Below are 22,866 nucleotides of genomic sequence, written 5' to 3'. Positions count from 1 at the left end.
GTTAACCGCTCTCGTCACCCTATGGGGCCACTCCGTAACCTTGGGGACTTGATGTCTGGTTCATCCCGATGAGCACTGAAACCATGGCCCTCACGCTTGAGAACGTGGAGAAGGTGCTGGATGAGCTGCGCCCCTTCCTGATGGCCGACGGCGGCAACGTTGAAGTGGTGGAACTGGACGGACCAATCGTGAAGGTGAGACTGCAGGGAGCCTGCGGCAGCTGCCCCAGCAGCACGATGACCTTGAAGATGGGTATTGAACGCAAGATGCGCGAGTCGATCCCCGAAGTGAGTGAAGTGGTGCAGGTGCTCTGAAGCGCCTCTTCGTCTACGGATCACTCAAAAGCAACGGCAGCGCCCATCACTTGCTGGAGGGCGCCAAACGAGACCGCGACGGCATCGTTGACGGCTTCATCGAGATTCAGCACCGGGGCTACCCGATGCTGCGGCGGGGAGACGGGGCTATCTCAGGTGAGGTGTACTGGGTTCCCGAGCCTTGCTGGACCGATTTGGATAATTGGGAGGAGGTGCCTGAGGTGTACCAACGCAGCAGCGTGACCCTCAGGGATGGCCGCAGCGCGTGGCTCTATGAAGCAGCCCCAAGAATTAATTAATCGAAGAAAGCAAAATCCACAAAGCTAAATTTTTCGCACTGCACATTTACAGAAAATAAAAAAATGATGACTTAGACCATTGACATACCAAGTGAGGTGGGCCGATGCAGGCAGCACCCAAACCGATCAACGAAGCAGCCAGGCTGAGGTCCCTCAGTGAATATCGGATTCTGGGAACAAAGCCCGAACAGGCCTTTGACAACATCACTCGGATGGCATCAGAGATCTGCCAGTCACCGATTGCCCTGATCTCTCTGGTGGATGAAAAGCGTCAATGGTTCAAATCAAAGGTGGGCCTTGAAGCCAGCGAAACCGACAGGGATATTTCCTTTTGCGCCCACACGATTCTCGATTCCAAGCCTCTGGTGGTGGAGGACGCGCTGTTTGATGAGAAATTCCGCGACAACCCCCTCGTTCAGGAAGAACCCCACATTCGGCTCTACGCAGGCTTCCCCCTGAAAACAGACATCAACCACCGCATTGGAACGCTTTGCGTGATTGATCGCATTCCCAAATCGCTCACGAATTCGCAGTACAAGGTGATGGAAGGCCTGGCGGAACAGGCCACCACTCTGTTGGAACTCAGACGCCGATCCCTGGCTCTGATGGATGAGTTCTGCCAAATGCATCACGCTCAAGGCTTAATCAGCACCTGCAGCTACTGCAAATCGATCCGCGACAGCGAAGGGTTCTGGCAACCGATCGAACGATTCCTAATGCAGCACAGCACGCTGAATTTCAGCCATGGCATCTGCCCGGACTGCATGAACGAGCACTTCCCCGACGTGCAAAGCAATCGAGAAGAGTCGTCGAACAATCAGCGGTAAGGCAATTGGAACCGGGCGTTTGGATCAGCGCCATCACAGACTTGACATCGCCGGAAAATAAAAGGTAGTTCCAGTAATGCGTCATGCGAATTGCAGATTTTCTGTATCGCAAGCTCGGGCTGAATATCTTCAAGGCAGCACCACACCTGAGGACACAAACACCTGAGATTCCAGCCCCCATAGAGGTTGAGCCGGAATCTCTGGAGCCACCAACCCCCATCAACACATCAAGCACCGATGTAATTCACATCGGTCCACGGGGTGGTCGCTACAAGGTGGATGCCAATGGCCGCAAGGTCTACCTCAAAGCCAGCTGATGTTGTCCAAACCGACAGATTGGACGACAAACTGAGTTGAAATACGGATCAATTTGGTTCGGTAGCAATCACAACCACCATCGGTTGAACCTGTACGACAAGGTTGAATCAAATGGGGAGCTCGAGATGAACGCTGGTCCTGCTTGCCCCATCCGCTTTGGCACAGCGAACAATCAAAAAGAATCGCTTGCAGATCAATGTCTGACGGCCGCAGAAATCGAATGGCGACGTTGGTCGGGCTGGCAGATGGAACGAACCGCTGAAAAACAGTTCAGAAAAAGGTGGGCCTGAGTCGTTGAGCAAGAAGCAAAGACCCTGAAGAGCGACGACGCCACTGCCAACGTGGTGACACCGATCCTTTGGCTCACGCCATTGCCGTGACCATGCGCGACCTCTGCCCTGCCCTGCAGAACAAGACCTACTTCAACTAGGACGCACTACTCTTTGCACAAGCTCAGATCGCATGCAGCACAACGGCTTTCAAAGAGTAGACAAGAAAGCTTTAGTCACACCTTTAGTCACGAAATTTGGTCGGCACAGTCAGCCGATAACACCCTGAGCCATGACAAACGAAAGTAACAAGCAATACATAATTCGAGAGACAATGTAACCGCACGAACACGTTCTCTGGGTTACAAAGAGGCTGCTATTGGCTCTTCTGTCATGTTCGAAAAGCTTGTTGTCATTCAGCTTGGCGCTCTTCTTTTCGCCAACACTCATGATCACGGCACGGAATGGGTGAAGTGGGGAGGCATCGTGGTTTCTATTGCGACGGTTGTTGTGGGAATAGCCACTGGAGGCTGATCAACAATTGATCGACAAATCCTGAACAAGCGAGATAGGCCGTCTCTTCTACTGGGAGGGGCAGCCCTCCTCTATGCCCCTTGTGCAGCAGGCAGCTGGCACTGCCATCGAAGCTGGGTTGGCTTGGAGGAATGCTGGTACAGCGACTGAGCCACTACCCAGTCCTGCGAAATTTCAAAAACAGCAGGGGCATGGGGGGCTTCCAGGTCCATGCCAGTACGTAGACGGGCCTCAGAAATTTCTGCTGGAGTTTGGACGGGGTGGCGAGACGATTGAGGCGTCTTCAACTGGGTAAACGCTGATCTCATGACTCACATCTGCACGAGGATCTGAACCGCTGGCATCATTGCCACAACGGTTTGGTCAAATGTCACTCCGGAAGAGCTTTGACTCGTTCGCACCGCAGCACAAGCTGCGGGATGCAGAAGAGGCGTATGAGCAGAACGTGAGTGACCTGAAGAGGGAGATGGATTTCCTATTCCGGAAGGTTGAGCATTACCGGCACTGCCTCTATGCAGCTAAGCCCTTAGAGGAGTATCTGGAATATTCCGCAGCTTCCGCTGAGGCGCGTTGCCCTAAGCCTGCTTAGGTCTGATATGGACGCTGACCTCGTATCAAATGACGTGCCCAGGGGCTGAAAACGCCGTTAGTTTCGTTGACATGAAACTCCCGATTGCCTACTTAGGTGGCGGCGTGATCGTCGCGTTCATGTTCCTTGCTGTATTCGTTGGCGGCGCCAACGCTGGAGACTGCCTTCGAAGCCAGTCAGCAGAAGCAGCAGCTGCAAAGGGCCACCACTGAGCCTGATTCTGCTAAGGGTCTGAATTGCTACCGCTTACATCCTTGGCTCCGGCTCTCATAGGTCAATGAGAAGGCGACACTGGATTCCCTCGGCTCTGCTTGTTGTCGCGGGTGGCCTAGGAGCTCGGGGTTACTTCAGCCATGCAGACGCGTTTCTCTCAACAAAGTCGGCTGACAGTGATGTTTCGTCTGCTTTAACCGACAAGCAGGGGAAAGACCACTTTGATTTCAAAAGTGCAGGGATCATCTCTGACTTCAAGAGGTGCGACTGGACTCGTGTCCAACTCAACAAGGCTGAACCGGGAATAGGAGACAAACATTTCAAATGCGAAGAGCTCAAGGCTTATGTGGAGCCTGCTGAAAGGTTGAAGGCTGCTTCGCGTCAGGACTTGGTTCGAAACTGTGCGCGGGCAATCAAAGCAGCTCTGTGGGATCCAGGGAGCTATGTCTTCGTAGATCACCTGTACGTCGCCAACGACATCAACGGTGTCGATGTTCGTGTGACCTACTTGGAAAACGACGGTTATGGCGGTCTTGATCAGTGGCAAACAACCTGCAGCTACCAATTGTGATCCAACGTCGATCAAGTTGGGCATTACGCACTCCAACTGCTCTGGCGACCCACTTCCTTCCCCGCTGCGTAGTACAAAAGCAAATGGGCTGGGCGCCAGAAGCGAGATCAAGGCACAATCAGAGGTATGAAAAGACTTCTGCTGCTTCTGCCACTGCTGTTGCTAGCTGCTTGTAAACCCGCGGAACCGACAGCCGCTCAGGTAGCAGAAAAAGTTCAAGCGCAGATCAACGAGCTTCTCGAAGAGGTGGACAAGAACCTCGAGAAGGTGGCAGACCTTGACCTAGATGGGCGGTGCGCCAACAGCGGAAGGATCACTGCAGGGATGGACTTGCTTGTTCCTCGATACCGAGCGTTTGCAGTCCTGATGGATGAACTAGGAGATATGGAGCAAGCCTTACTGGCAGGAGGAGCAGCCAATCAATTCGCATTGGATGTCCAAAAAATCAGACGCGACTGCGCCACTCGGGTCACAGCCCCTTCAACTCAACCTGAGTCTTCAGTAAGTCAAGCGACGGATAAACCGGTCTCAGAGGTTGAGGATATGGCCTCTGAGACAAGTACTGAGGAGAGCCCTTCAGAACAGTCTCCAGCTTCTGACTCAACCTCGCCCCGTACATCACCTCAATCTCAATTTTGACGTCAACCCGCCAGAGGAGCCCAGAGTTCAGGCTCTTGGAACAATGCGGGTAACGAGGTCAGTGTTAACCCAGTTAATGAAGCCTGTTTAGCTAGTCTCCCAAGTCACGATGACAGCCATGGCAGCGAAGAAAAGGAACGTCAACCAGTTACCGCCAGCAGCGGTTACAAACATTGCCGCAATGAGCACCGCACTCATTGCGACCTTCAAGCGGTCTTCCATACAAAGCTGATTCCTTATCTCAGTTTCGCGTGTGGCATTGGGCCAGTAGGCGTTAGAAGGACATACGACGACTTTCTGTAGCCATCGCGACCTGCTTATCAGACCTTCACGGAAGAAATCCTTGATCCCAAAGCTCTCCGAAAAATGGTGTGCAACTCCACTGGAGACTCCCTATCAATGGTTCCTGCGACATCTCCTCTTACGGCTGAGTGAGCCATCGCAGCAGCACGGGAGAGCGACCCGTGGCTGGCAGACAATCCAGCCCCCATCCCACGGCAACTGTGGATGGGGCTGGCTTTCTGCGCTTAACCCCGTCTTCCAATAACGGGAAAGATTCAGTGCATTGCACTTGATTGCACAACTGCTCGCCAGCGTTAGGGAACGGATCGCATCGCTCGGGGCGAACATCTTTCTCCTCGCGGTTCCGTAGTCCCGCATCTTTAATTCGGCAACGGCTGTTGGAAGTCAGCCCCGCCGATAGAGGGGACTGACATCACGCAATTAATCAGACATCACTAGGGTCTTGTCCAGCAGAGCTGCGGATTCTCTGGACTGCATCATCAGGAGAAAAAGACGGATGAGGCAGGGGGTGAGATCCCTGCCTTTTTATTGCGAGGGCTCATCCCACCTCAGGAACCCAGCCCATCTGCTTTTGCTACGACGGAGCCCAGAGCTTGTACTTCTCCTTCGTGGGCTCGCCTCACGGGCGTAGCCCACTACGCGAGTGAATTCGTGGTGACCCTTATGACCAGCTTGCTCGTGCTTTTCGCAAACCATCCACATCTCATACACCTGGGAGGGGCGGCCTCCCTCCTTGTCCTCTTTGCTGCGATGCATGACGAAATCACATAACCGCGACCTGTGCCAGCTCTGGTGCAGATGGAGCCGGGGGGATGCAGACCCCTCGGGCTTTACCTTCGTGCCCTGAATCGCTACCTTCCACTGAGACTAGAAAGCCATGTTGTTGCGATGAAAATTTTTCTAACTTTATTTGCCGTATTTGGGATTTCAGCATTCACACCCATATCAGTTCAATCAGAACAAAAAACAAGTGAAAACGATACTTTCAATTCGTTTTGGTCTGGGGCTTCGCAAGCCGGTGCAGGAGTGATTTGTCACGCATATAAGAAAGGAATGATTGAGGTAGATCAAGCTCTAGATTTGATATTTAATGAATATCTTGTCGCATACAATGTCGAGATGGATTCATGGGATCCAGGAATTGATTGGAAAGGTCAAAGCTTGGGCAGCTCTTTTGTGGCTTCTTTTCGCAAAGAGCTTGATAGGGCTGGATGCGCATCTCTGAATGCTCCTAACTATCTTTTTGCTACTGATGGGGACAGCAATGCAGTCACTAAATCTATTCAAAAATCAGTTAAAAGACGTTCTGAAGGCTTATAAGGGGTCCTTTGCATAGAAATGCTTTCGGGTCACCCGAAGTCGCGTTGTTTGCCTAGGCACGACCGTTTGAAATCTGTTTGGTCGGGATTAGTGGCTTTTACGCGGTGCTACCTCTACCCCATTCACTTAAGCGGTCATTGAGAAGAGCAAAACTCAATTTAAGTAGCAAGTGATACGCAGGGTGCTGGGTCTCCAAAGTTATGACTTAGGTGCTCCAGTTGATTTGCACCTCTGAGAGCGGCGATATCACCTCTGTGTAGGCGGTGGTTTCGCTTGTCAAAAGCTGGGATTCAACATGCAGTGGGTGACGCTGCGGCACGTGATTGAGCTGGCTGAGGACAGCTAAGGCCTGCGTCGCACTTTGGCTTTTAAGGCTCGCTTGTTGCGCCATACGGCGAGATAACCGCCGAGCCCTATCCGACCAGCAGGAGAAGAGGACTCATGCGTGTTCAGAGAGCATTAACCACCATCTACCTGACAGCCGACCATTGCTCCTGCTGCAGCTCCAACAGGGACTCCCACCCAACGGCCTTTGTCCCTGGAAAGAGCCGCGCCTAATCCTGCTCCAAGCAATCCACCAATCACACTCCCTTGGCTGCAGTCGTTGTTGTCGATATCGACTTCTTGGGATTTCTGCGTAGAGGCCTGAGTCGAGCTGCCAGAGCAGGCAATCTCTACCTTTTCAGTCCAATTCCGTACGTATCCAGGCCTGTCTTTTGTACCAGGTACGTATTCCTCCCTGTACTCGTCCCGAAAACACTTCGTACTACGCGAATAACCAGGCTGGGAAACGGTTTGGGCTTCTACACCTAAAACGCCAACGAGAGGCGTAGCCGCTGTGCCAATCAGCAGGGACACAAGGAAAGGTTGGAGCGAGGGCATCGTGATTGTTCCTCTATTGAAAAGCTACTCCCATAGAGACGCCAAGCGCAGCTGATTGGAAGACACCGAAATGGGAAGTTATGGAACGCCAATGAGCCAAGTGAAGAAAGCTGCCGAGCGCCTTTCTCATCAACCTTCAGATCTCGACTACTAAACCCAAACGGGATTAAATATTATTTCACCACATCACTCAAGTGATGTTGCTGGGCTGGCGAACTGCAGCGCTGATGCGCCAAAGACTTGTAGGCGCTCTTCTCGACCCTGCTCAATGATCTCCATCTCCCCTGGTCTAACCATTCTCTTAAAGCCACATCGACGCAGTTTTTATATCCTTCGTCGCTGTCAAACCTCTCCCAAGCAAAAGCTGAGGGAGCCGAAATGAGCAGAACAGAAAGGAGAACCGGCAGTCGTTTCACGTAAAACCCTCGAACCACAGTTCAATATGGCTTGCAATATCCTAGGCCGAAAAAGGATCGCAACTTTCACTAAGCGCCATTCAATGCCAAGGGGTGAAGAGCGGCTGAACTCCGAGTATAAGAAAAAGCTATGTCACCTTGTGTCGAACACAGCAACGGTGTACGAGCAATGGATAGACATCAGGGTCTACAGCCTGATTCTGTCCCGCCCAATTCATGTCAAGGTGATCCGCTGCAGCTCATAGAGCAGATCACCTGAGCCAAGACCGCCATTTTCCTGGCCATCTCGTCTCACTTGCATTCATAGCAATGAATCGTGAATCGCGTCTACAACACTGGCCGGAGACGCAGCTCTGCATCCGCAAGCCAGAGAAGATCAATCAATAGATGGAGAAATGGGCGCTTCTACAGAACCAATTGATCCTGCTGGCCAAGAGGAGGTCCAGAATGAGTTATGACAAAGTGATCCGAAAACGCCGATGACGAGTAGTAGGGCCAAAAAATGGGACTGGCGAACGAACAGCAAAGAAATGCTGTCCTGGATTGCCGAGGCTGTCGTTGGTAGTTCATCAGCGTGGGATGAAACTGATGACGACGAGATTGACCCCATCGCAGTTATGGGGAGAACGGATACTCGCTCTGACTGGGTTGGTGCAACTACACCAAAAGGAAACCGTGGAACAAGATCGCCCCAGCGGCCCGATCTGGCACGGCGCTACTTCATCAGCCGTGAACAATCACCTGTAGGCAACTTCTTCGAGAAAAAGAAACCAGAGTGGACGCGCGAACAGCAGATTGATGCATACCGCGACTACGTCTGGGATGAGTGGCTCCAGAAAGGGAACATGCCCGACGGGGCTGACCGTTGGTTACGTGCGCGTGCTGCAGAGGTAATTGCAGGCAAGACCATCGACTTGATTTCCGACTCCCGCGAGTTCAGCCGAAAAAATGGAGGGGGCTTCATCGAGGAAGGAGCTCCTTATGACTGCCACGGCCATGTCGTCCGAGCCTTAATCCTGATCAAGGCTGGACGGATCACGAAAGAGGATTACTTCGCTAGCCAGGCTGAATATCTCCTGAAAATGGAAGGCGATCCGATTGGATTGGCCTGGAAGCAAGAGGCAAAGGAAATCATCGCGGCACGTGAGGCAGCCCAAGAGGAATCCAAATCGGACCCATGGTCTGAGTAAAGCTGCTCTCAAATGATCTTTGTCGGGGCTTACTTGATCTTTGATGAGCAACTTAAGTTGTCTACCTGAAAAAAAAGATTAGCCTCCCACTTCCAAGTATCCATAACAATATTGATCTATGAATTCACTTAGAATCGGTTTGGGAGGTGTTGCCGCAGGCTCCGCCTGTAGCACTCACTCCGCAAACACTAATCAAATGAATACCCCGTAGAGGACGATTTCACTTGAGTTCATGGTGGTGCCGCTGTGTTAGGGCGTCACGCTGACGGGATCAGATAACGGGTACTACTACAAGCTGCCTGAAGGCTTGTTCTCCCTGGCGTCTGACAACGCGGATGACGACCTACTCCCGAAGGCATTCAGAGTCACCCCTTTCTTTTACGTGGCTTCCAAACCACGAGTTTTTGATCATCTTTTCTTTGATGATGGTGGGAAGCCTTTGGCTGTCCCCCTGTTTTACTGCACCATTACCCAGAAGCATCTAGAAGACGCTACAACAGGAGATAAGTGCTGCGTGATGGATTAATCATTTAGCCAGAAACGCAGACCTTAGAGGAGCTTTACGGCACGTTTCAGCTCATTCCATGGCACAGCGCCATACAACATTGAAATTGAATTGGGTGTATGCCCAAGCAATGCAACGACAACAGCTTCATTCATATTATTGGACCGTAATACCGTTGCAGCACGGTCTCTAAATACTTTAGGAGTAATTCCAACTATTTTCCTGCATGGCTTTGAAAGGTTGACACCCCAACGCTGATTGGACTCCTGATACTGAGCTGGCCATAAAAGTCCCTCCTTCTCGCGTAGCTCTACAGCCAAAGACTTAAGCCTTGGATGAATCGGAATAGACCGCTCAGAGGATGAGGTTTTAAGAGGCCTTAACTCATTAGGCCGGATAAGAATCCGGTCTTCCAGCAAGTCCTCCGCTTGCAAGCCAGCAATTTCGGCAAGACGTGCACCTGTGAAAAACAGGAACTGAAAAATCTCAATCCGCTCTCCTGCTCCCTTCCACTGCGATGGATCGATGATGGTGATATCAGGCTTTCTGGCCTTGACGACCTTGATTCGTTTATTAAGTCCTCGGAAGATATGAGTGGAATCAGGCTGCAACTCACAAAGAACTGACCAAAGACCGCCCAAAAAGGCGAGTTGCGTTTTGACAGTTGAAGGATTGAGGCGTTCCAGCAACCAGGATCGATAGGCAATGGCATGTTGCTTAGTGGCAGTGGTTGGGTGAGTGACTCCTGCGTGTTCCAAGAAACCGTCTAAAGCACTCCTCCAACTCATCTCGGTCCGCGCTGCAGGCGACTTAAGGGCTTTGGCCTGCTGGATCAACTCGTCCTTCGAGAGATGTTGTCGAGGCGGCTCCTCTCCCCTCAGAACAGCTCTGTACCTGCTCTCTTGCTGGGGAGTGATCAGACCTTCCTCGACGGCGACACCAGAGCCTTCAAGCAACAGATCGACAATTTCAAAATTTTTGAGGTCAAACCGTTGAGGCAGCGAATCAATCAGCTCATCCCCCGTGAGCAACACCTCATTTCGAGCCTCAGCAATGAGCCGGTCGGTCTTGGCCGCAAAAGCTGGCGAGAGACGCTGGGCGACGCGATAAGTCGCACCCGCACCTTCCACCCAAATCGTTTTGCCTATGACTGGCTGAACGTCTTTAGGAACGCCACGCTGCAACTGGTACCCATTACGGGCCTTACGCACGTATGTCGGATGCTTCCGAAACGGCACCTTTAGTCACAGCTTTAGTCACACCCTAGTCAGCCAAAAGCCAGATGGACACAAACAAGTTGCGATCACTGTGTCCTGCCCTACAGAACAAGACCTACTTCAATTACGGCGGCCAAGGGCCTTTGCCCAATCCTTCCCTGGAGGCGATCACCGCAAGCTGGGCGCGCATTCAGGAGTTGGGGCCATTCACAGCAGATGTTTGGCCCTACATCGCCAAGGAGGTGAACAGCACCCGCCGCCTTCTGGCCCAGTGTTGCGGTGTTCCGCCCCATCGGCTTGCCCTCACTGAAAACGTCACCAGCGGCTGCGTGCTGCCGCTCTGGGGGTTGCCCTTTACCGAAGGGGAGCGGCTGCTGATCGGCGACTGCGAACACCCCGGTGTTGTGAGTGCCTGTGTGGAACTGGCCCGGCGCCAGAACCTCGCCATCGATGTGCTGCCGGTGAAGCACTTGCGGGGTGATCAGACCCAATGCGATGCCGCCGTGGTCGAGGCGATTGAGCGAACCCTCACCCCCCGAACCCGTCTGGTGGTGCTGAGCCATCTGCTCTGGAACACCGGCCAGGTGATGCCGATAGCCGCCGTCGCCAAGCAACTCCATCAGCACCCCCAACAACCTTTTCTGTTGGTGGATGCCGCCCAAAGCTTCGGGCAGATCCCCGTCGACGAAGCCGCTGCCGCGGCAGACATCTACGCCTTCACTGGGCACAAGTGGGCCTGTGGACCGGAAGGCCTGGGGGGCGTGGCGCTTTCAGAGCGTGTGGTGGCCGAGGCGTCTCCAACAGTGATCGGTTGGCGCAGCCTGCGTGATGAAAGCAAGGTGGATCTGAGCAGCACTGATCTGTTTCATCACGACAGCCGCCGCTTCGAAGTGGCCACCAGCTGCGTTCCCCTGATGGCCGGCCTGCGCTGTTCACTGCAACTGCTGGAGAACGCGGGATCGGCCCAGCAACGCTGGGACCACATCCGAGCCCTCAGCGGCAAGCTCTGGCAAGCACTCCAGGGGCTGGAGGCCGTCAAGCCCCTGCTGGATGTGCCGCCCGCCAGCGGACTGGTGAGTTTTCAGATCATTGGCGATGTGTCCCCTGCAGAGCATGTGAAGCAGCTGGGGACCCAGGGGCTGTGGATTCGCAACCTGGCAGACCCCAGTTGCTTGAGGGCCTGCACACACCTCACCACCACAGACGACGACATCAGCGCTTTGGTGGCCGCGATCAGCATCCTTTGAGGCTCATATCAACCGCTTCAGAGCACCTTGCTTCAAGACAACCTCAAACGCAGGGCACGTTCCGCTTCCTCGCGATCGTCGAAGTGGACCTTTTCAGTTCCCAGAATCTGGTAATCCTCGTGCCCCTTACCGGCCACCAGCACCAGATCGTTCGGCTCTGCTTCGGCAATGGCTGAGGCAATCGCCTTGGCTCGATCACCCTCCACAAGCAAATCGCTATCGGCAGGGATCCCCGCCACCACGTCATCCAGGATCTGCTGAGGATCCTCGGTTCGGGGGTTGTCGGAGGTGACCACCACGCGGTCCGCCAGGCGTGCCGCAATCGCCGCCATCTGCGGACGCTTGCCCCGATCCCGATCACCACCGCAACCGAACACGCAGATCAGCCGCCCGGTGCAGAACGGACGCGCTGCCGAAAGCGCATTGTCCAGACCATCGGGAGTGTGGGCGTAATCCACCAGCACCGGGGGCAAATTCGCTGCATCCACCCCGTTCAGGATCACCCGCTCCATGCGGCCGGGCACGCCACCGAAACGGCCGATGGCCTCCAGCAACACCGGCAAAGGCAGCTGCTGCTGAAGCAGCACCCCCACCGCCTGCAGCAGGTTCATCAGGTTGAAGCGACCCAACAGGGGCGAACGGAAACGACCCTCGCCCACAGGACTGATCAAGCGACCCTCCACCCCAGCAGCCGTCATCTGCAGGTCGCTCATGTGCAACTCGGCCGAGGGATCCTCAAGGGAGCTGCGCCAACAGGCGGCCCCAAGCCGTTCGGCCAGGCGCACCCCCCAGGGGTCATCGCTGTTGACCACCGATCGCACGCCGTCAGCAAGCAACAGAGGATCTGAAAACAGCGACGCCTTGGCCTCGAAGTAGTCCTCCATTGAGGCGTGGTAATCGAGGTGGTCCTGGGTGAGGTTGGTGAACACGGCCCCTGCGAAGCGGCAGCCCGCCACCCGCTGCTGCGCCAGGGCGTGGGAACTCACCTCCATCGCCGCCAGGCCGCAACCTGCGGAGGCAGCCTCAGCGAGTTGGCCCTGCAGGAGATCAGCAAAGGCCGTGGTGTGGGTGGCCGTGATGCTGTGGCCCGGCCAGCGGTTCACCAACGTGCCGAACAAGCCCACCGATTGGCCGGCCGAAGCGGCCAGATGCTCGATCAAATGGGTGGTGGTGGTTTTGCCATTGGTGCCGGTCACACCAATCAGGGCCATGCGCCTGCAGGGGTGATCCCAGTACGCCGCTGCGATCTCACCAATCCGACGCGCCACCGGCTCTTGGATCACCACCACGGGGTCGTCAGCAGCTGGCGGTAGCGCAGCTGCGGCTTCAGCTCCAATCACGGCAGCGGCGGCCCCAGCCTCAAGGGCTTGAGACCAGAAGCTGCCTCCATCCACCCGTTCGCCCGGGAGACCGAGAAACAAGGTTCCAGGGCCGACGCGACGGGAATCGGTGGTGATGGCCTCCAACCCAGGGTTCACCAGGCCCGGCGGCACTGCGATGCCTGCGTCAATCAACAGGGCATGCAACGCCTGCGTCATCCCATCACCCCTGTGCTTGGGGGAGTTTTAAGCCGTTCAGAGCGCCGCGGACAGACAGCGTTGCAACCAATTCAACAGTCCCTCACCCGTGAGACGCGGGGAAACCCGCGGAAGCTCAGACCCATCGAGCGCGAGTACGGGCACCTCGAGGTCGTAGCGCGCCTTCAGCTCCTGGGGGGTGCCTTGCGCATCGATATCAATCACCGCCAGCTCGATCGAAAGCCCCAACAGATCGAGGTCGCGCAAGCGGGATTCCAAACCTTCACAGAGGCAGCAACCAGAGCGGCTGTAGAGGGTGAGCTGCTTCATCAATCGGGCACCGGGTCACATCCGCAGGGCGTGAAGGGATGACAGCGCAGCAGCCGTTTCACGGTGAGCCAGCCCCCTTTCCACGGTCCATGCTTCTGGATGGCCTCCAGGCCATAGGCGCTGCAGGTGGGCGTGAAGCGGCAGCGAGGCCCGATCATCGGGGAGATGAAACGCCGATAAAACCCAATCCCTGCCAGGAGAACAGCCGCCAGAGCCTGGTTCAACGCCTGTCGCAGCTTGGCCATCGGGCCGCCAGATACAATGGCAGATTCGTGCATCGCTGCAGATGCCTGGAGCTGTTTCGGTTCCAGCATGGCCAACAACAGCACGAACTCAACACACACCTTCCCACCTATGTCTCGTTACCGCGGCCCTCGCCTGAGGATCACGCGGCGCTTGGGAGACCTCCCCGGTCTCACCCGGAAGGCCGCCAAACGGTCCTATCCCCCCGGTCAGCACGGCCAAGCCCGTCGCAAGCGCTCTGAATACGCGATCCGTCTCGAAGAGAAGCAGAAGCTTCGCTTCAACTACGGCGTCTCCGAGCGTCAGCTCGTGCGCTACGTGAAGAAAGCGCGCGCCCAGGAAGGTTCCACCGGAACCAACCTGCTCAAGCTGCTCGAGAACCGTCTCGACAATGTTTGTTTCCGCCTCGGCTTCGGTCCCACCGTGCCCGGCGCCCGTCAACTGGTGAACCACGGCCACGTCACCGTGAACGGTCGTGTGACCGACATCGCCAGCTACCAGTGCAAGCCTGGCGATGTGATCGCCATCCGCGAGCGCAAGTGCAGCAAGAAGCTGGCTGAAGCCAACCTCGAGTTCCCCGGTCTGGCCAACGTGCCCAGCCACCTCGAGCTGGACAAGTCCAAGCTGAGCGCCAAGGTCACCGCCCGTTGCGAACGCGAGTGGGTTGCCCTGGAGATCAACGAACTGCTGGTGGTGGAGTACTACTCCCGCAAGGTCTGATCCAGATCCGCAGTTCACAACCCCACGATGCGCAACCCTGGGTTCAGGGTTGCGTTTTTTTTGGCTGATCCCCAGGCACTGCAGTCGCTCACCGGCCACGACTGGCTGGGATTGATCCACCCCGTGCTGATGATCTTGTTCGTCTACCCGGTGGTGGGCGCCACGATCCGGCTGGGAATCCTGGCGCGGGAAAAGCGGCTCAAGATCAACCCAATCGCCGACACGGTGCCGGTGGAGCATGCGCAGCATGGGGCCTGGGTGACCGGCGGAGTGCTGGTGGCGGTGCTGATCGGCCTAGGCCACAGCCTCTGGAGCAGCCATCCCCTGGGTCTGATCGTTACCGGCAGCGCTGTGCTGTTCAGCTTCGGGCGCCTGCTAACGACCCGGCTGGTCTGGCAGCGCTTTCTCTGGGCTATCGCCAGTGCCTGCGGCCTGCTTCTGCTGGGGCTGCATCCGGCCGTGGAGCGGTTCAGCGATGTTCCCTGGAGCCCCCTGTTCTGGCAGTCCCATTTCTGGATGGGACTGTTGCTCACCGCCCTGTTGCTGAGCTCAACGGCGCTGCAGCCCTTGATTGGTCATTCCGTGCAGGCCAGGCGCATTCACATCAGCAGCAATCTGCTGGTGGCTTTGCTGCTGGCCATGCAAGCGATCTCGGGAACGCGAAATCTGCTGCTGCACTAAGCCAACGCTGAAAGCTGCTGACGCAACCAGGGAAGGCTCAGGCCGATCACGTTGGAATAACAGCCATCCAAGCCATCGATGCAGAGGCCGCCGCGGCCCTCGAGGGCAAAACCACCAGCGCATTGCAGCGGTTCTCCACTGGCCACATAGGCCTCGATCTCGGCCTGGCTGAGCGGGGCAAAGCGCACCACCGTTTCCACGCAAGCCAACAGCTCAGGTTGTCCGCGACGGATCAGGCAATGGCCCGTCAGCAGAGATCCGCAGCCGCCAGCCATCCGCTGCCAACGCTCGATCGCTTCGGCTGGCCCTGAGGGCTTGCCGAACACCTGCCCTTCAACACTAAGCACCGAATCACAGCCCAGCACAGCAGTGATCTCGGCATCGCCCACCCGATCAAGCGTCTGGGCGACAGCTGTGGCCTTGGCCTGAGCCAGCAGTTTCACCAGCTCGGCGGGCTCCGCATGCTGGATCTGATCTTCATCCACACCGCTGACGCGCACCTGATGCGGGATTCCCGCTTGCTCCAGCAAACGGCGACGCGCCGGCGAGGCGGAAGCAAGCATGAGCACGGGAACACACCGCAGAACAACGCTCCGTAGGCTGCCAGGGACGGAAGGCTTCGCCATCGCTCACCCCACCGACCTGCTGGATCGACGCAGCCGTGACCGGGCCTGCCGGGCCATGGGATGCCTGCCCTTCTCTGAAGCGCTCTATCGGGATCTTCAGCAGCAAGGCTTGGATGCCGGCGACCTCTGGAGCGAACCCAGCCGCTACGGCCGCAAAACACGCTGGTTCCGCAACAGCGAAGCCCTCGAAGACGACCTGCGTTGGCTGATCAGCGTGGGCGTGCTGCGCCGGGAAGTGGATGGGCAAGGGCTGACCAGCCGCTTCAGGCTCACGCCCCTGGGTCGCCAGCTGCTCGATGACGACCCCGCACTCCTGCAGCGTTCGATTCCGGTGTTGGAGCGTCTGCGTCACGGCCTGCGTCGGCACTGGCCGCTGTGACCGGCACCACGCCGCGACCGCTGATGGTGCTGGGCACCTCCAGCGGTGCCGGCAAATCGCTGATGACGGCGGCGCTGTGCCGGGTTCTCCAACGCCGTGGGGAACAGGCGCTGCCCTTCAAGGGGCAGAACATGAGCAACAACGCCTGGGTGGATGCCGATGGCGGCGAGATGGCCTACTCCCAGGCCATGCAGGCCTGGGCGGCGGGCCTTGAGCCCTGCTGCGCCATGAATCCCGTGCTGCTGAAACCCCGGGGAGACAGCACCAGTGAGGTGATCCATGGGGGCCAGAGCGTGGGGATCGCCCGCGCCGAGCACTACTACCGCGACTGGTTCCGCCCCGGTTGGCAGGCGATCCGCACCGGCCTGATGCAGCTCCAGCAGCAATGGCCCCAAGGCCGGCTGGTGCTGGAGGGGGCGGGAAGCCCGGTGGAAGTGAACCTGCAACGCCGCGACCTCACCAACCTGCGCCTGGCCCAGTACCTGCGGGCCAACTGCCTGCTGGTGGCCGACATTGAGCGCGGCGGTGTCTTCGCCCAGATCGTTGGGACGCTCGCTTTGCTGCGCCCGGTGGAGCGCCCGCTGATCAAAGGCATCCTGATCAACCGCTTCCGCGGCCGTCGGGAGCTGTTTGATGAGGGTCGCCAATGGCTGGAAGCCAACACCGGGGTACCGGTGCTGGGGGTGATGCCCTGGCTCAACGAGCTGTTTCCACCCGAAGATTCCCTCGATCTGCTGGAACGCAAACCCACCCGCGGGGCCACCGATCTGGAGATCGCTGTGCTGCGGTTGCCCTCCTTGAGCAACTTCTCCGATCTCGATCCGCTCGAAGCCGAAGCCAGCCTGAAGCTGCGCTGGATTCAACCCGGGGAACCCCTGGGTGAGCCGGATGCGGTGATTCTTCCGGGAAGCAAGCAGACGCTGCGGGATCTCGAAGCGTTGAACAGCTGTGGACTGGCCGATCAACTCAGGGCCTATGCCCAGGCTGGGGGGTCCGTCCTGGGCATCTGCGGCGGCATGCAGATGCTGGGCAAAACGTTGGACGATCCGGAGGGACTGGAGGGCACCGATCAGCGGGGACCCCAGAGCGGCTTGGGCCTCCTGCCCCTGGAAACCACCTTCAGCGGCACGAAAAGGCTGAGCCAGCGCAGCATCGATGGCCTCTGGCCCATGGAAACACCGCTGAACGGTTTTGAACTGCACTACGGCACCACCACCCCTGATCCCGGTCTTCAGCCGCTAAGCAGCGACCCTGGCTTGGGGTGGTGGGCTCCCGGGCCCAAGGGTTCGAGCGTGGTGGGCACCTACCTGCACGGCTTGCTCGACAACGGCCCCTGGCGACGGGCCTGGCTCAACCGGCTTCGCGAGCAACGGGGATTGCAACCGCTGGCCAACGATCCCAAGAACCACAGCGCCCACCGTGATCTGTTGCTCGATCGCCTCGCCGATGCCTTCGAGCAACATGTGAACCTTGCTCCATTGCTCCAGCCATGACGTCGATTCCTGTGCGCTGGCCCGATGGGCGCATCACCCACGAAACCATCGGCGAGGACTGGTTGGTGGCCGCCAGTGGAGCGGGCATCAGCATTCCCACCGGTTGCCTGGGGGGCAGCTGCGGGGCCTGCGAGATCGACGTCAACGGCAAGACGGTGCGCGCCTGCATCAGCACCGTTCCGGCGTCGAAATCAGCGAAACTCAGCGTTGAATTCGCCACCGACCCGCACTGGTGACTCGCCTTCGCCTCAGCCTGATGGCCCTGCTCACCGGCACCCTGAGCGGCGCCGGTGTGGCGGTTGTGATGGGCTGGATCGGTGGCTTAAGCCAGCGGCTCTGGGGAGATCCGGTACTCGAGGGCTTGGATCGCAGCCTTCCCCTGGGCTGGTCGCTGCTGATCTGCGGCGGCAGCGGCTTGATCCTCTCGCTGCTGCATCGCCCCGGCCCCACCACATTGCTACCGGAGCTGCGGGACACCCTGAGTGATCTGCGTGATCCCGACCAGGCACCGAAGCGCGATGAAGCTCGCGGTCTCCTCGGAGCGGCGCTGGCCCAGGTTGGGGGAGGTTGCATCGGACCTGAGGCCCTGATGAGCCGCATGGCCGCCCTGGTCAGTCAACGGATCTGGCGTGGTCGTGACCAGAAGCTTCAGGAAGCAACAGTGGCAGGCAGCCTCGCCTTTTTCGGAGCTCCACTGCTGGGGGGTGCTGTGGTGGGCGAGGTCACTCACCCCAAAAACCGCAAGCAGGCCTACCTCGACCGCTGGTTGCCCGGCAGCCTCGGCGGTGTTGCCGGTTTTGCCGCCTTCAATGGCATGGGAACCGCTAGCGGTGGATCGCTGCAAGGGCTTCCCTACATCTGGCCCAGCAACCTGGGGGAAGATCTCGGCAGCCTCAGCGCAGGCCTGTTGGGGGGACTCATCGGTTGCGGCCTGGGTTTGTTGTTTCTGCAGTGGCGAGGCTGGCTGGAGCAGCGCCAACTCCTGGCCCAATGGCCCTGGTGGCCGCTGCTGACCGGCCTGCTGTTGGGGGCCTGCATGCACTGGTTGCCGTTGGTTCCCTTCGCCGGAGAAGAGCAGCTGCGGCCCCTGCTGGAAGGCCAGAACTCAAGTGGGGCCTTGGTTCTGCTCCTCTCCTCGATCATGAAACTGCTGATGCTCGGCCTTTGCCTGGAAACAGGCTGGCGCGGAGGGGTGTTCTTCCCCTTGTTCCTGGTGGCCTGCGCACTTGGCATGGGACTCCACCTGCTGCTGCCCGATCTGGGCAGCCTGGGCAGCTGGTGCGGCGCCCTCACAGGTGCGTTGTACCGCTGCGTGCTTCCTGCACCCTTGGCGGTTCTGATGCTCGGGGTTGCCCTCCTGCAGGGTCACGGCACAGCCGGCCTGCTGGTGGGCCTCGGCATGGCGCAGCTGATCAGGCGCCGTGCTGAGCGGGATGGTGGCCCTCCACTTCGCCCTTGAACACACGGCTGGCCCGGATGTCGGCCTCCTCAATCGTGATGAGATCCTGCTTGGTGAGGGCTTCTCCCATCCGCGAAAACAACCGGTTGGCCTGGCGCAGACGGGCCCGGTCCAACGCATTTCGAACCGAGCGCGCGTTGGCGAAGAAAGGCAGCTGACGCCGACGCGAGACGTAGTCGGAGAACGCAGTCTCGGCCTCGGCACTGAACTGGTAGTGCTGGGCCTCGAGGAGCAGGCCTGCAATCGCCATCAGCTCGTCGTCGCTGTAGTCGGGGAAATCGAGATGGTGCGCCACCCTTGAGGACAGACCTGGATTGGAGCTGTAGAAGGTTTCCATCCGATCTCTGTAGCCCGCAAAGATCACCACAACGTCGCTGCGCCGGCTCTCCATCTCCTGCAGGAGAATCTCAATCGCTTCGGCGCCGTAATCGCGTTCGTTGTCTGGCTTGTAGAGGTAATAGGCCTCATCGATGAACAGCACGCCACCCTGGGCACGCTTGAGCATCTCCTTGGTTTTCGGGGCGGTGTGACCGACGTACTGACCCACGAGATCGTCGCGGGTGGCCGTCACCACATGACCCTTGCGGAGGTAACCCAGGCGATGCAGGATTTGCGACATCCGCTGCGCCACGGTGGTCTTGCCCGTGCCGGGATGGCCGGTGAACGACATGTGCAAACTGGGCGCGGTGCTGGGCAACTCCAGTTGCTGCCGCGCCTGATCCACCAGCAACAGCGCTGCGATCTCTCGGATCCGCGTCTTCACCGGCGCCAGGCCGATCAGTTCACGGTCCAGTTGGTCCAACACCTCAGCCACACCGGAATCGGCATAGGCCGAAGCCAGATCAACTGAGGAGGGCATCGATCTCTGCGGCAAAGGCACGATCGGCTTCGCTCAGCTGGGCCTCGGGGCCGTCATCCTCCGGCCGGATCGTGATGTTCACGTAGGTGCGCCCAAAGCTGATGTCAGGAAAGCGCTGGGTGGCCTCGCTGTGGTCGCCGAGCTTGTCGAGAAAATCCCTGGTGGCGTCGTAGCTCTCAAACTCGAAACGACACTCGAGGCATACGGGTCGTTTCCGCTCCTGCCACTGATTCATCAGAGTCCCCGTTCAGCCTGAACCTGCTGGAAACCTAGAGGAGCGCCACCCGCTGACAGCCCATCAAGCGCCCAGACCAGGCCTCGGCGTAGGCCCGATTGGCGGCCTGCTGCTCGGGGTCATCGGTGTCCAGCGGATGCGGCATCGTGCCGGCGATGGCGGCATTGGTGACGCAGAACATCGACTTCTGGAAGCTGACGCAGATCTGCACGTGCACATCCGTTTGACCTCGACCGTTGTCGTCGTACCAGAGGCTCAGTTCCTCGGGCAGGTGGCGGTACATGTCCTGCATGCAGAGGCTGGGGGGAATGCCCGCACCCATGCTCGGAATCGGGTCGGCGTAAAGGGCGCCGTACTTGAAATCACTGATGTCCGGTGAAATCTGCCGGGCCTGGGCGTTGTACGACACCGTTCCAAGGAAGGGCATGCCGCGGAAGAAAACGGCCTCCACGTAGGGCACCGCAACATCCACCAGAAAGGTGAGACCCGCCTCAGGGGGAAGCACCCAGATCTCTTCACCACCGATCGTCACCTTGTATTCAATCGGGCTTCCGGCCGCCGCCACCAGGCCATCGCGGATGTGATGCACCACATCGTTGACGCAGGTGACTTCCTTGATCGCGTAGCGGCGGGCCAGGTCGACAAAGATGTCGCTCATCACGCGCCAGAACAGACCGAGGCAATAAATCGTGGTGAGCGAACGGATGGCCTCGGGGGCGAAATCGGGATAAAGGCGGTTGTTGAGGGCCAGCAGAGGGTCCCGCGCCGACTTGCGCTTGATGATCCGCTGGCAGGCCTCGGCGAACTCAGGCGTGTCGAGGTAGGCATCCAACCCGCCGGTGCCATGCCAGAACATCGCCTTCTGGCAGTACTCGGCGTACTCAAAGTTGATGCGATCCCCCATCAGATGGGTCCAGAGGCGCTTGAGGTTGAACCCCTCATGGAAGAAGCGGAACACCGGGAAGGGATTGAGCATCTGCTGCTCCCCCTGATCCACAAGGTTCTTGCTGTAGGCATCGAGAACAAGCCCATAGCTCTCGAGCACATTCACCACCTGCAGCAGATGGTCGGGGGTGTCCTTGAGCAGCGGCGTGTCGCTGAGCAAACGACGGATCAACTCCTCCTGATCAGGAAGCACCGGAGGTTGAACGGGGGATGCGGATGTCGGGGTCATGACAGATCTCCAGTGATCAGGCTGAGGCCCGTGGTGGCCGCCTCACTGAGGTTCGACAGCAGCTCCGGAGCAAGGCCAAGCACCAGCACACCGAGGCTGAGGGCGATGGCCGGGGCCTGCTCCCGCAGCGCCACGCGGTTGAGGATACGGGGATTCACCACCTCGCCGGGGGCGATCGCCAGGCGACCGAAGAAGGCGCGATTCACCAACAGCAGGAAATACACCGCCGTCAGTCCCGATCCCACCATGGAAAGCAGCGTGGCCAGGGGGAAGGGCTGAAGGCTGCCGCGGAAGATCAGGAATTCGGAAATGAAGCCGGCCATGCCTGGGATTCCGGCACTGGCCATCACCCCGATGATCATCAGAGATCCAGTGAGCGGCAGGCCGCGCTGGGGGTTGAGCAGGCCACGCAAGACGTTGAGGTCGCGGGTGCCGGTCTGGGCGTAAACGACACCCACCACCAGGAACAGCACGCCAGAGATCAGGCCGTGGCTCACCATCTGGAACAGGGCCCCCATCAACCCGAGCGGCGTGGCGGCAGCGGCGGCCAGCAGCACGTAGCCCATGTGGCCCACCGAGCTGTAAGCCACCATGCGCTTCATGTCGGTCTGGGCAATCGCCGCAAGGGATCCGTAGAGCACTGAGATCGCAGCCCAGCCGGCCAGCCAGGGAGCAGCCACCTGCCAGGCGTCGGGGAACAAGCCAAGGCAGAAACGCAGCAGGCCGTAGGTGCCCAGCTTGAGCAGCACACCTGCCAAAAGAACCGACACCGGTGTGGAAGCCTCGGTGTGGGCATCCGGCAGCCAGGTGTGGAAGGGGAAGAGGGGGATCTTGATGCCGAAGCCGATCAACAGAGCACCCATCAGCAGCAGCTGGGCGGTCATGCCCAGTTCACCGGAAAGGATCGGCCGCAGACTGAAATCCATGGTTCCTGTGACCAGAGCAATGCCGAGGAAGGCACCCAGGATCAGCACGCCTGAGACGGCGGTGACGATCAGAAACTTCGTGGCGGCGTAGGCCCGGTTGGCACCACCCCATACAGCGATCAGCATCCAGAGGGGGATGAGTTCCAGTTCGTAGAAAAGGAAGAAGAGCAGAAGGTTCTGGGCCAGGAAGGCACCATTCACCGCTCCGGAAATCACCAGCAACAGGGCGAAGTAGACCCGGGGGCGGTTTTCGATCGTGCGCGACGCGATGGCCGCCACCAGGCAGAGCACCCCATTCATCAACACCAGCGGCAACGACAAACCGTCCAGCGCCAAGGCGTAATCCAGGCCGATGGCATGCACCCAGCGGGCCTGTTCCACCAACTGCAAACCTGCGTCGGCGGCATCGAAAGGCAGCAGCAGGGCGAAGCTCGCCAAGCACTGCACCACCAGAAGCACGATGGACACATCGCGCAGGCGTGCACTAGACGGGGATCCCGGCCAGAGGATCAGAGCCAGAGCCCCGAGGAAGGGAATCAGAAGCAGGAGGGAAAGAAGCATCTCGGGGCGA

Annotated in this window: 26 protein-coding genes; 16 read left to right on the top strand and 10 right to left on the bottom strand. The window is 58.4% G+C overall.

Features of this window, described 5'->3' with window-relative positions; all coding sequences use genetic code 11:
- Positions 1–68 precede the first annotated feature (68 nt).
- The 8 genes from SynM161_RS03715 (at position 69) to SynM161_RS03680 (ending at position 6,196) form a co-directional block, all read left to right on the top strand.
- Complete coding sequence (locus SynM161_RS03715) at positions 69–314, top strand: NifU family protein (protein WP_011128549.1); 246 nt, start codon at positions 69–71, stop codon at positions 312–314.
- On the top strand, positions 311–613 hold the full coding sequence (locus SynM161_RS03710) for a gamma-glutamylcyclotransferase (protein WP_186542472.1): 303 nt from the start codon (positions 311–313) through the stop codon (positions 611–613). Before SynM161_RS03715 ends, SynM161_RS03710 begins: the two co-directional genes overlap by 4 nt.
- Positions 614–717: 104 nt before the next feature.
- Positions 718–1,440: a GAF domain-containing protein gene (locus tag SynM161_RS03705; protein ID WP_186542015.1), complete on the top strand. Its 723-nt coding sequence runs from the start codon at positions 718–720 to the stop codon at positions 1,438–1,440.
- 401 nt (positions 1,441–1,841) lie between these two features.
- Positions 1,842–2,048: a hypothetical protein gene (locus SynM161_RS03700; protein WP_186542014.1), complete on the top strand. Its 207-nt coding sequence runs from the start codon at positions 1,842–1,844 to the stop codon at positions 2,046–2,048.
- Between the two features lie 372 nt (positions 2,049–2,420).
- The gene (locus SynM161_RS03695; RefSeq protein ID WP_186542013.1) at positions 2,421–2,561 is read left to right on the top strand and encodes a hypothetical protein; all 141 of its coding nucleotides are present in this window, start codon (positions 2,421–2,423) and stop codon (positions 2,559–2,561) included.
- Positions 2,562–3,427: 866 nt separating this feature from the next.
- Positions 3,428–3,934, top strand: coding sequence for a hypothetical protein (locus SynM161_RS03690; RefSeq protein ID WP_186542012.1), 507 nt, complete (start codon positions 3,428–3,430; stop codon positions 3,932–3,934).
- Between the two features lie 126 nt (positions 3,935–4,060).
- A complete protein-coding gene (locus SynM161_RS03685; RefSeq protein WP_186542011.1) occupies positions 4,061–4,573 on the top strand; it encodes a hypothetical protein in 513 nt (170 codons plus the stop codon).
- Positions 4,574–5,668: 1,095 nt separating this feature from the next.
- A complete protein-coding gene (locus SynM161_RS03680; protein WP_186542010.1) occupies positions 5,669–6,196 on the top strand; it encodes a hypothetical protein in 528 nt (175 codons plus the stop codon).
- A 459-nt stretch (positions 6,197–6,655) separates the two neighbouring features.
- Here SynM161_RS03680 and SynM161_RS03675 read toward each other — a convergent pair whose 3' ends face one another.
- Positions 6,656–7,078: a glycine zipper 2TM domain-containing protein gene (locus SynM161_RS03675; protein ID WP_186542009.1), complete on the bottom strand. Its 423-nt coding sequence runs from the start codon at positions 7,076–7,078 to the stop codon at positions 6,656–6,658.
- Positions 7,079–8,024: 946 nt separating this feature from the next.
- On the opposite strand from SynM161_RS03675, the gene SynM161_RS03670 reads away from it, so the two are divergent.
- A complete protein-coding gene (locus SynM161_RS03670) occupies positions 8,025–8,684 on the top strand; it encodes a hypothetical protein (RefSeq protein WP_186542008.1) in 660 nt (219 codons plus the stop codon).
- A 549-nt stretch (positions 8,685–9,233) separates the two neighbouring features.
- On the opposite strand, the gene SynM161_RS03665 is transcribed toward SynM161_RS03670, so the two are convergent.
- Positions 9,234–10,400, bottom strand: a complete 1,167-nt coding sequence (locus tag SynM161_RS03665) for a hypothetical protein (protein WP_186542007.1) — start codon at positions 10,398–10,400, stop codon at positions 9,234–9,236.
- A 71-nt stretch (positions 10,401–10,471) separates the two neighbouring features.
- Between SynM161_RS03665 and SynM161_RS03660 the strand changes: the two genes are divergently transcribed.
- Positions 10,472–11,653 (top strand): aminotransferase class V-fold PLP-dependent enzyme, encoded by a 1,182-nt coding sequence (locus SynM161_RS03660; RefSeq protein ID WP_186542006.1) that lies wholly within the window; start codon positions 10,472–10,474, stop codon positions 11,651–11,653.
- A gap of 32 nt (positions 11,654–11,685) precedes the next feature.
- Here SynM161_RS03660 and SynM161_RS03655 read toward each other — a convergent pair whose 3' ends face one another.
- From SynM161_RS03655 to yidD, 3 genes are read right to left on the bottom strand one after another with little or no spacing between them, the layout of a single operon-like run.
- Positions 11,686–13,191 (bottom strand): UDP-N-acetylmuramoyl-L-alanyl-D-glutamate--2,6-diaminopimelate ligase, encoded by a 1,506-nt coding sequence (locus SynM161_RS03655; RefSeq protein WP_186542005.1) that lies wholly within the window; start codon positions 13,189–13,191, stop codon positions 11,686–11,688.
- A gap of 36 nt (positions 13,192–13,227) precedes the next feature.
- The gene (locus SynM161_RS03650; RefSeq protein ID WP_186542004.1) at positions 13,228–13,500 is read right to left on the bottom strand and encodes a glutaredoxin family protein; all 273 of its coding nucleotides are present in this window, start codon (positions 13,498–13,500) and stop codon (positions 13,228–13,230) included.
- The gene (yidD, locus tag SynM161_RS03645; RefSeq protein ID WP_186542003.1) at positions 13,500–13,778 is read right to left on the bottom strand and encodes a membrane protein insertion efficiency factor YidD; all 279 of its coding nucleotides are present in this window, start codon (positions 13,776–13,778) and stop codon (positions 13,500–13,502) included. The genes SynM161_RS03650 and yidD overlap by 1 nt, the downstream gene beginning before the upstream one ends.
- Positions 13,779–13,854: 76 nt before the next feature.
- Between yidD and rpsD the strand changes: the two genes are divergently transcribed.
- Together rpsD and SynM161_RS03635 are read left to right on the top strand one after the other, a co-directional pair.
- A complete protein-coding gene (gene rpsD, locus SynM161_RS03640) occupies positions 13,855–14,463 on the top strand; it encodes a 30S ribosomal protein S4 (RefSeq protein WP_011363781.1) in 609 nt (202 codons plus the stop codon).
- Positions 14,464–14,490: 27 nt separating this feature from the next.
- Positions 14,491–15,144 (top strand): DUF4079 domain-containing protein, encoded by a 654-nt coding sequence (locus tag SynM161_RS03635; protein WP_186542002.1) that lies wholly within the window; start codon positions 14,491–14,493, stop codon positions 15,142–15,144.
- Here the strand turns inward: SynM161_RS03635 and SynM161_RS03630 are convergent.
- Positions 15,141–15,707 (bottom strand): nucleoside triphosphate pyrophosphatase, encoded by a 567-nt coding sequence (locus SynM161_RS03630; RefSeq protein ID WP_186542001.1) that lies wholly within the window; start codon positions 15,705–15,707, stop codon positions 15,141–15,143. The two genes, SynM161_RS03635 and SynM161_RS03630, sit on opposite strands and share 4 nt — an antisense overlap.
- Here SynM161_RS03630 and SynM161_RS03625 point away from each other — a divergent pair.
- Genes SynM161_RS03625 through SynM161_RS03610 form a run of 4 tightly spaced genes read left to right on the top strand, consistent with a single transcriptional unit; the run spans position 15,706 to position 19,101 of the window.
- Complete coding sequence (locus SynM161_RS03625; protein ID WP_115008711.1) at positions 15,706–16,149, top strand: Npun_F0494 family protein; 444 nt, start codon at positions 15,706–15,708, stop codon at positions 16,147–16,149. The two genes, SynM161_RS03630 and SynM161_RS03625, sit on opposite strands and share 2 nt — an antisense overlap.
- Before the next feature lie 23 nt (positions 16,150–16,172).
- The gene (locus tag SynM161_RS03620) at positions 16,173–17,642 is read left to right on the top strand and encodes a cobyric acid synthase (protein WP_186542470.1); all 1,470 of its coding nucleotides are present in this window, start codon (positions 16,173–16,175) and stop codon (positions 17,640–17,642) included.
- The gene (locus SynM161_RS03615) at positions 17,639–17,878 is read left to right on the top strand and encodes a 2Fe-2S iron-sulfur cluster binding domain-containing protein (RefSeq protein ID WP_115008710.1); all 240 of its coding nucleotides are present in this window, start codon (positions 17,639–17,641) and stop codon (positions 17,876–17,878) included. Before SynM161_RS03620 ends, SynM161_RS03615 begins: the two co-directional genes overlap by 4 nt.
- Positions 17,875–19,101 (top strand): chloride channel protein, encoded by a 1,227-nt coding sequence (locus tag SynM161_RS03610; RefSeq protein ID WP_186542000.1) that lies wholly within the window; start codon positions 17,875–17,877, stop codon positions 19,099–19,101. The genes SynM161_RS03615 and SynM161_RS03610 overlap by 4 nt, the downstream gene beginning before the upstream one ends.
- Here SynM161_RS03610 and cbbX read toward each other — a convergent pair.
- Genes cbbX through SynM161_RS03590 form a run of 4 tightly spaced genes read right to left on the bottom strand, consistent with a single transcriptional unit; the run spans position 19,055 to position 22,856 of the window.
- Positions 19,055–19,960 carry a CbbX protein gene (gene cbbX / locus SynM161_RS03605; protein ID WP_115008708.1) on the bottom strand — a complete coding sequence of 302 codons (906 nt, stop codon included), beginning with the start codon at positions 19,958–19,960 and terminating at the stop codon, positions 19,055–19,057. The genes SynM161_RS03610 and cbbX overlap by 47 nt on opposite strands.
- Positions 19,944–20,195, bottom strand: a complete 252-nt coding sequence (locus SynM161_RS03600; protein WP_115008707.1) for a 4a-hydroxytetrahydrobiopterin dehydratase — start codon at positions 20,193–20,195, stop codon at positions 19,944–19,946. Before SynM161_RS03600 ends, cbbX begins: the two co-directional genes overlap by 17 nt.
- A 34-nt stretch (positions 20,196–20,229) precedes the next feature.
- Positions 20,230–21,369: a CO2 hydration protein gene (locus SynM161_RS03595; RefSeq protein ID WP_115132847.1), complete on the bottom strand. Its 1,140-nt coding sequence runs from the start codon at positions 21,367–21,369 to the stop codon at positions 20,230–20,232.
- A complete protein-coding gene (locus SynM161_RS03590) occupies positions 21,366–22,856 on the bottom strand; it encodes an NADH-quinone oxidoreductase subunit M (RefSeq protein ID WP_115008705.1) in 1,491 nt (496 codons plus the stop codon). The genes SynM161_RS03595 and SynM161_RS03590 overlap by 4 nt, the downstream gene beginning before the upstream one ends.
- Between the last annotated feature and the right edge of the window lie 10 nt (positions 22,857–22,866).

The sequence above is a fragment of the Synechococcus sp. M16.1 genome, from assembly GCF_014279895.1.
GTDB lineage: Bacteria > Cyanobacteriota > Cyanobacteriia > PCC-6307 > Cyanobiaceae > Parasynechococcus.
The sequence above is the reverse complement of the archived record's forward strand: the minus strand, read 5'-3'. Positions and strand labels throughout refer to the sequence as shown.

Excerpts from the sequence above, each read along its gene's own strand:
- SynM161_RS03715 (WP_011128549.1), top strand. The coding sequence starts at position 69 with ATGAGCACTGAAACCATGGCCCTCACGCTTGAGAACGTGGAGAAGGTG.
- SynM161_RS03705 (WP_186542015.1), top strand. The coding sequence starts at position 718 with ATGCAGGCAGCACCCAAACCGATCAACGAAGCAGCCAGGCTGAGGTCC.
- SynM161_RS03695 (WP_186542013.1), top strand. The coding sequence starts at position 2,421 with ATGTTCGAAAAGCTTGTTGTCATTCAGCTTGGCGCTCTTCTTTTCGCC.
- SynM161_RS03690 (WP_186542012.1), top strand. The coding sequence starts at position 3,428 with ATGAGAAGGCGACACTGGATTCCCTCGGCTCTGCTTGTTGTCGCGGGT.
- SynM161_RS03685 (WP_186542011.1), top strand. The coding sequence starts at position 4,061 with ATGAAAAGACTTCTGCTGCTTCTGCCACTGCTGTTGCTAGCTGCTTGT.
- SynM161_RS03675 (WP_186542009.1), bottom strand. The coding sequence starts at position 7,078 with ATGCCCTCGCTCCAACCTTTCCTTGTGTCCCTGCTGATTGGCACAGCG.
- SynM161_RS03670 (WP_186542008.1), top strand. The coding sequence starts at position 8,025 with ATGCTGTCCTGGATTGCCGAGGCTGTCGTTGGTAGTTCATCAGCGTGG.
- SynM161_RS03660 (WP_186542006.1), top strand. The coding sequence starts at position 10,472 with ATGGACACAAACAAGTTGCGATCACTGTGTCCTGCCCTACAGAACAAG.
- SynM161_RS03655 (WP_186542005.1), bottom strand. The coding sequence starts at position 13,191 with ATGACGCAGGCGTTGCATGCCCTGTTGATTGACGCAGGCATCGCAGTG.
- SynM161_RS03650 (WP_186542004.1), bottom strand. The coding sequence starts at position 13,500 with ATGAAGCAGCTCACCCTCTACAGCCGCTCTGGTTGCTGCCTCTGTGAA.
- yidD (WP_186542003.1), bottom strand. The coding sequence starts at position 13,778 with ATGCACGAATCTGCCATTGTATCTGGCGGCCCGATGGCCAAGCTGCGA.
- rpsD (WP_011363781.1), top strand. The coding sequence starts at position 13,855 with ATGTCTCGTTACCGCGGCCCTCGCCTGAGGATCACGCGGCGCTTGGGA.
- SynM161_RS03635 (WP_186542002.1), top strand. The coding sequence starts at position 14,491 with ATGCGCAACCCTGGGTTCAGGGTTGCGTTTTTTTTGGCTGATCCCCAG.
- SynM161_RS03625 (WP_115008711.1), top strand. The coding sequence starts at position 15,706 with ATGAGCACGGGAACACACCGCAGAACAACGCTCCGTAGGCTGCCAGGG.
- SynM161_RS03630 (WP_186542001.1), bottom strand. The coding sequence starts at position 15,707 with ATGCTTGCTTCCGCCTCGCCGGCGCGTCGCCGTTTGCTGGAGCAAGCG.
- SynM161_RS03620 (WP_186542470.1), top strand. The coding sequence starts at position 16,173 with ATGGTGCTGGGCACCTCCAGCGGTGCCGGCAAATCGCTGATGACGGCG.
- SynM161_RS03615 (WP_115008710.1), top strand. The coding sequence starts at position 17,639 with ATGACGTCGATTCCTGTGCGCTGGCCCGATGGGCGCATCACCCACGAA.
- cbbX (WP_115008708.1), bottom strand. The coding sequence starts at position 19,960 with ATGCCCTCCTCAGTTGATCTGGCTTCGGCCTATGCCGATTCCGGTGTG.
- SynM161_RS03600 (WP_115008707.1), bottom strand. The coding sequence starts at position 20,195 with ATGAATCAGTGGCAGGAGCGGAAACGACCCGTATGCCTCGAGTGTCGT.
- SynM161_RS03595 (WP_115132847.1), bottom strand. The coding sequence starts at position 21,369 with ATGACCCCGACATCCGCATCCCCCGTTCAACCTCCGGTGCTTCCTGAT.
- SynM161_RS03590 (WP_115008705.1), bottom strand. The coding sequence starts at position 22,856 with ATGCTTCTTTCCCTCCTGCTTCTGATTCCCTTCCTCGGGGCTCTGGCT.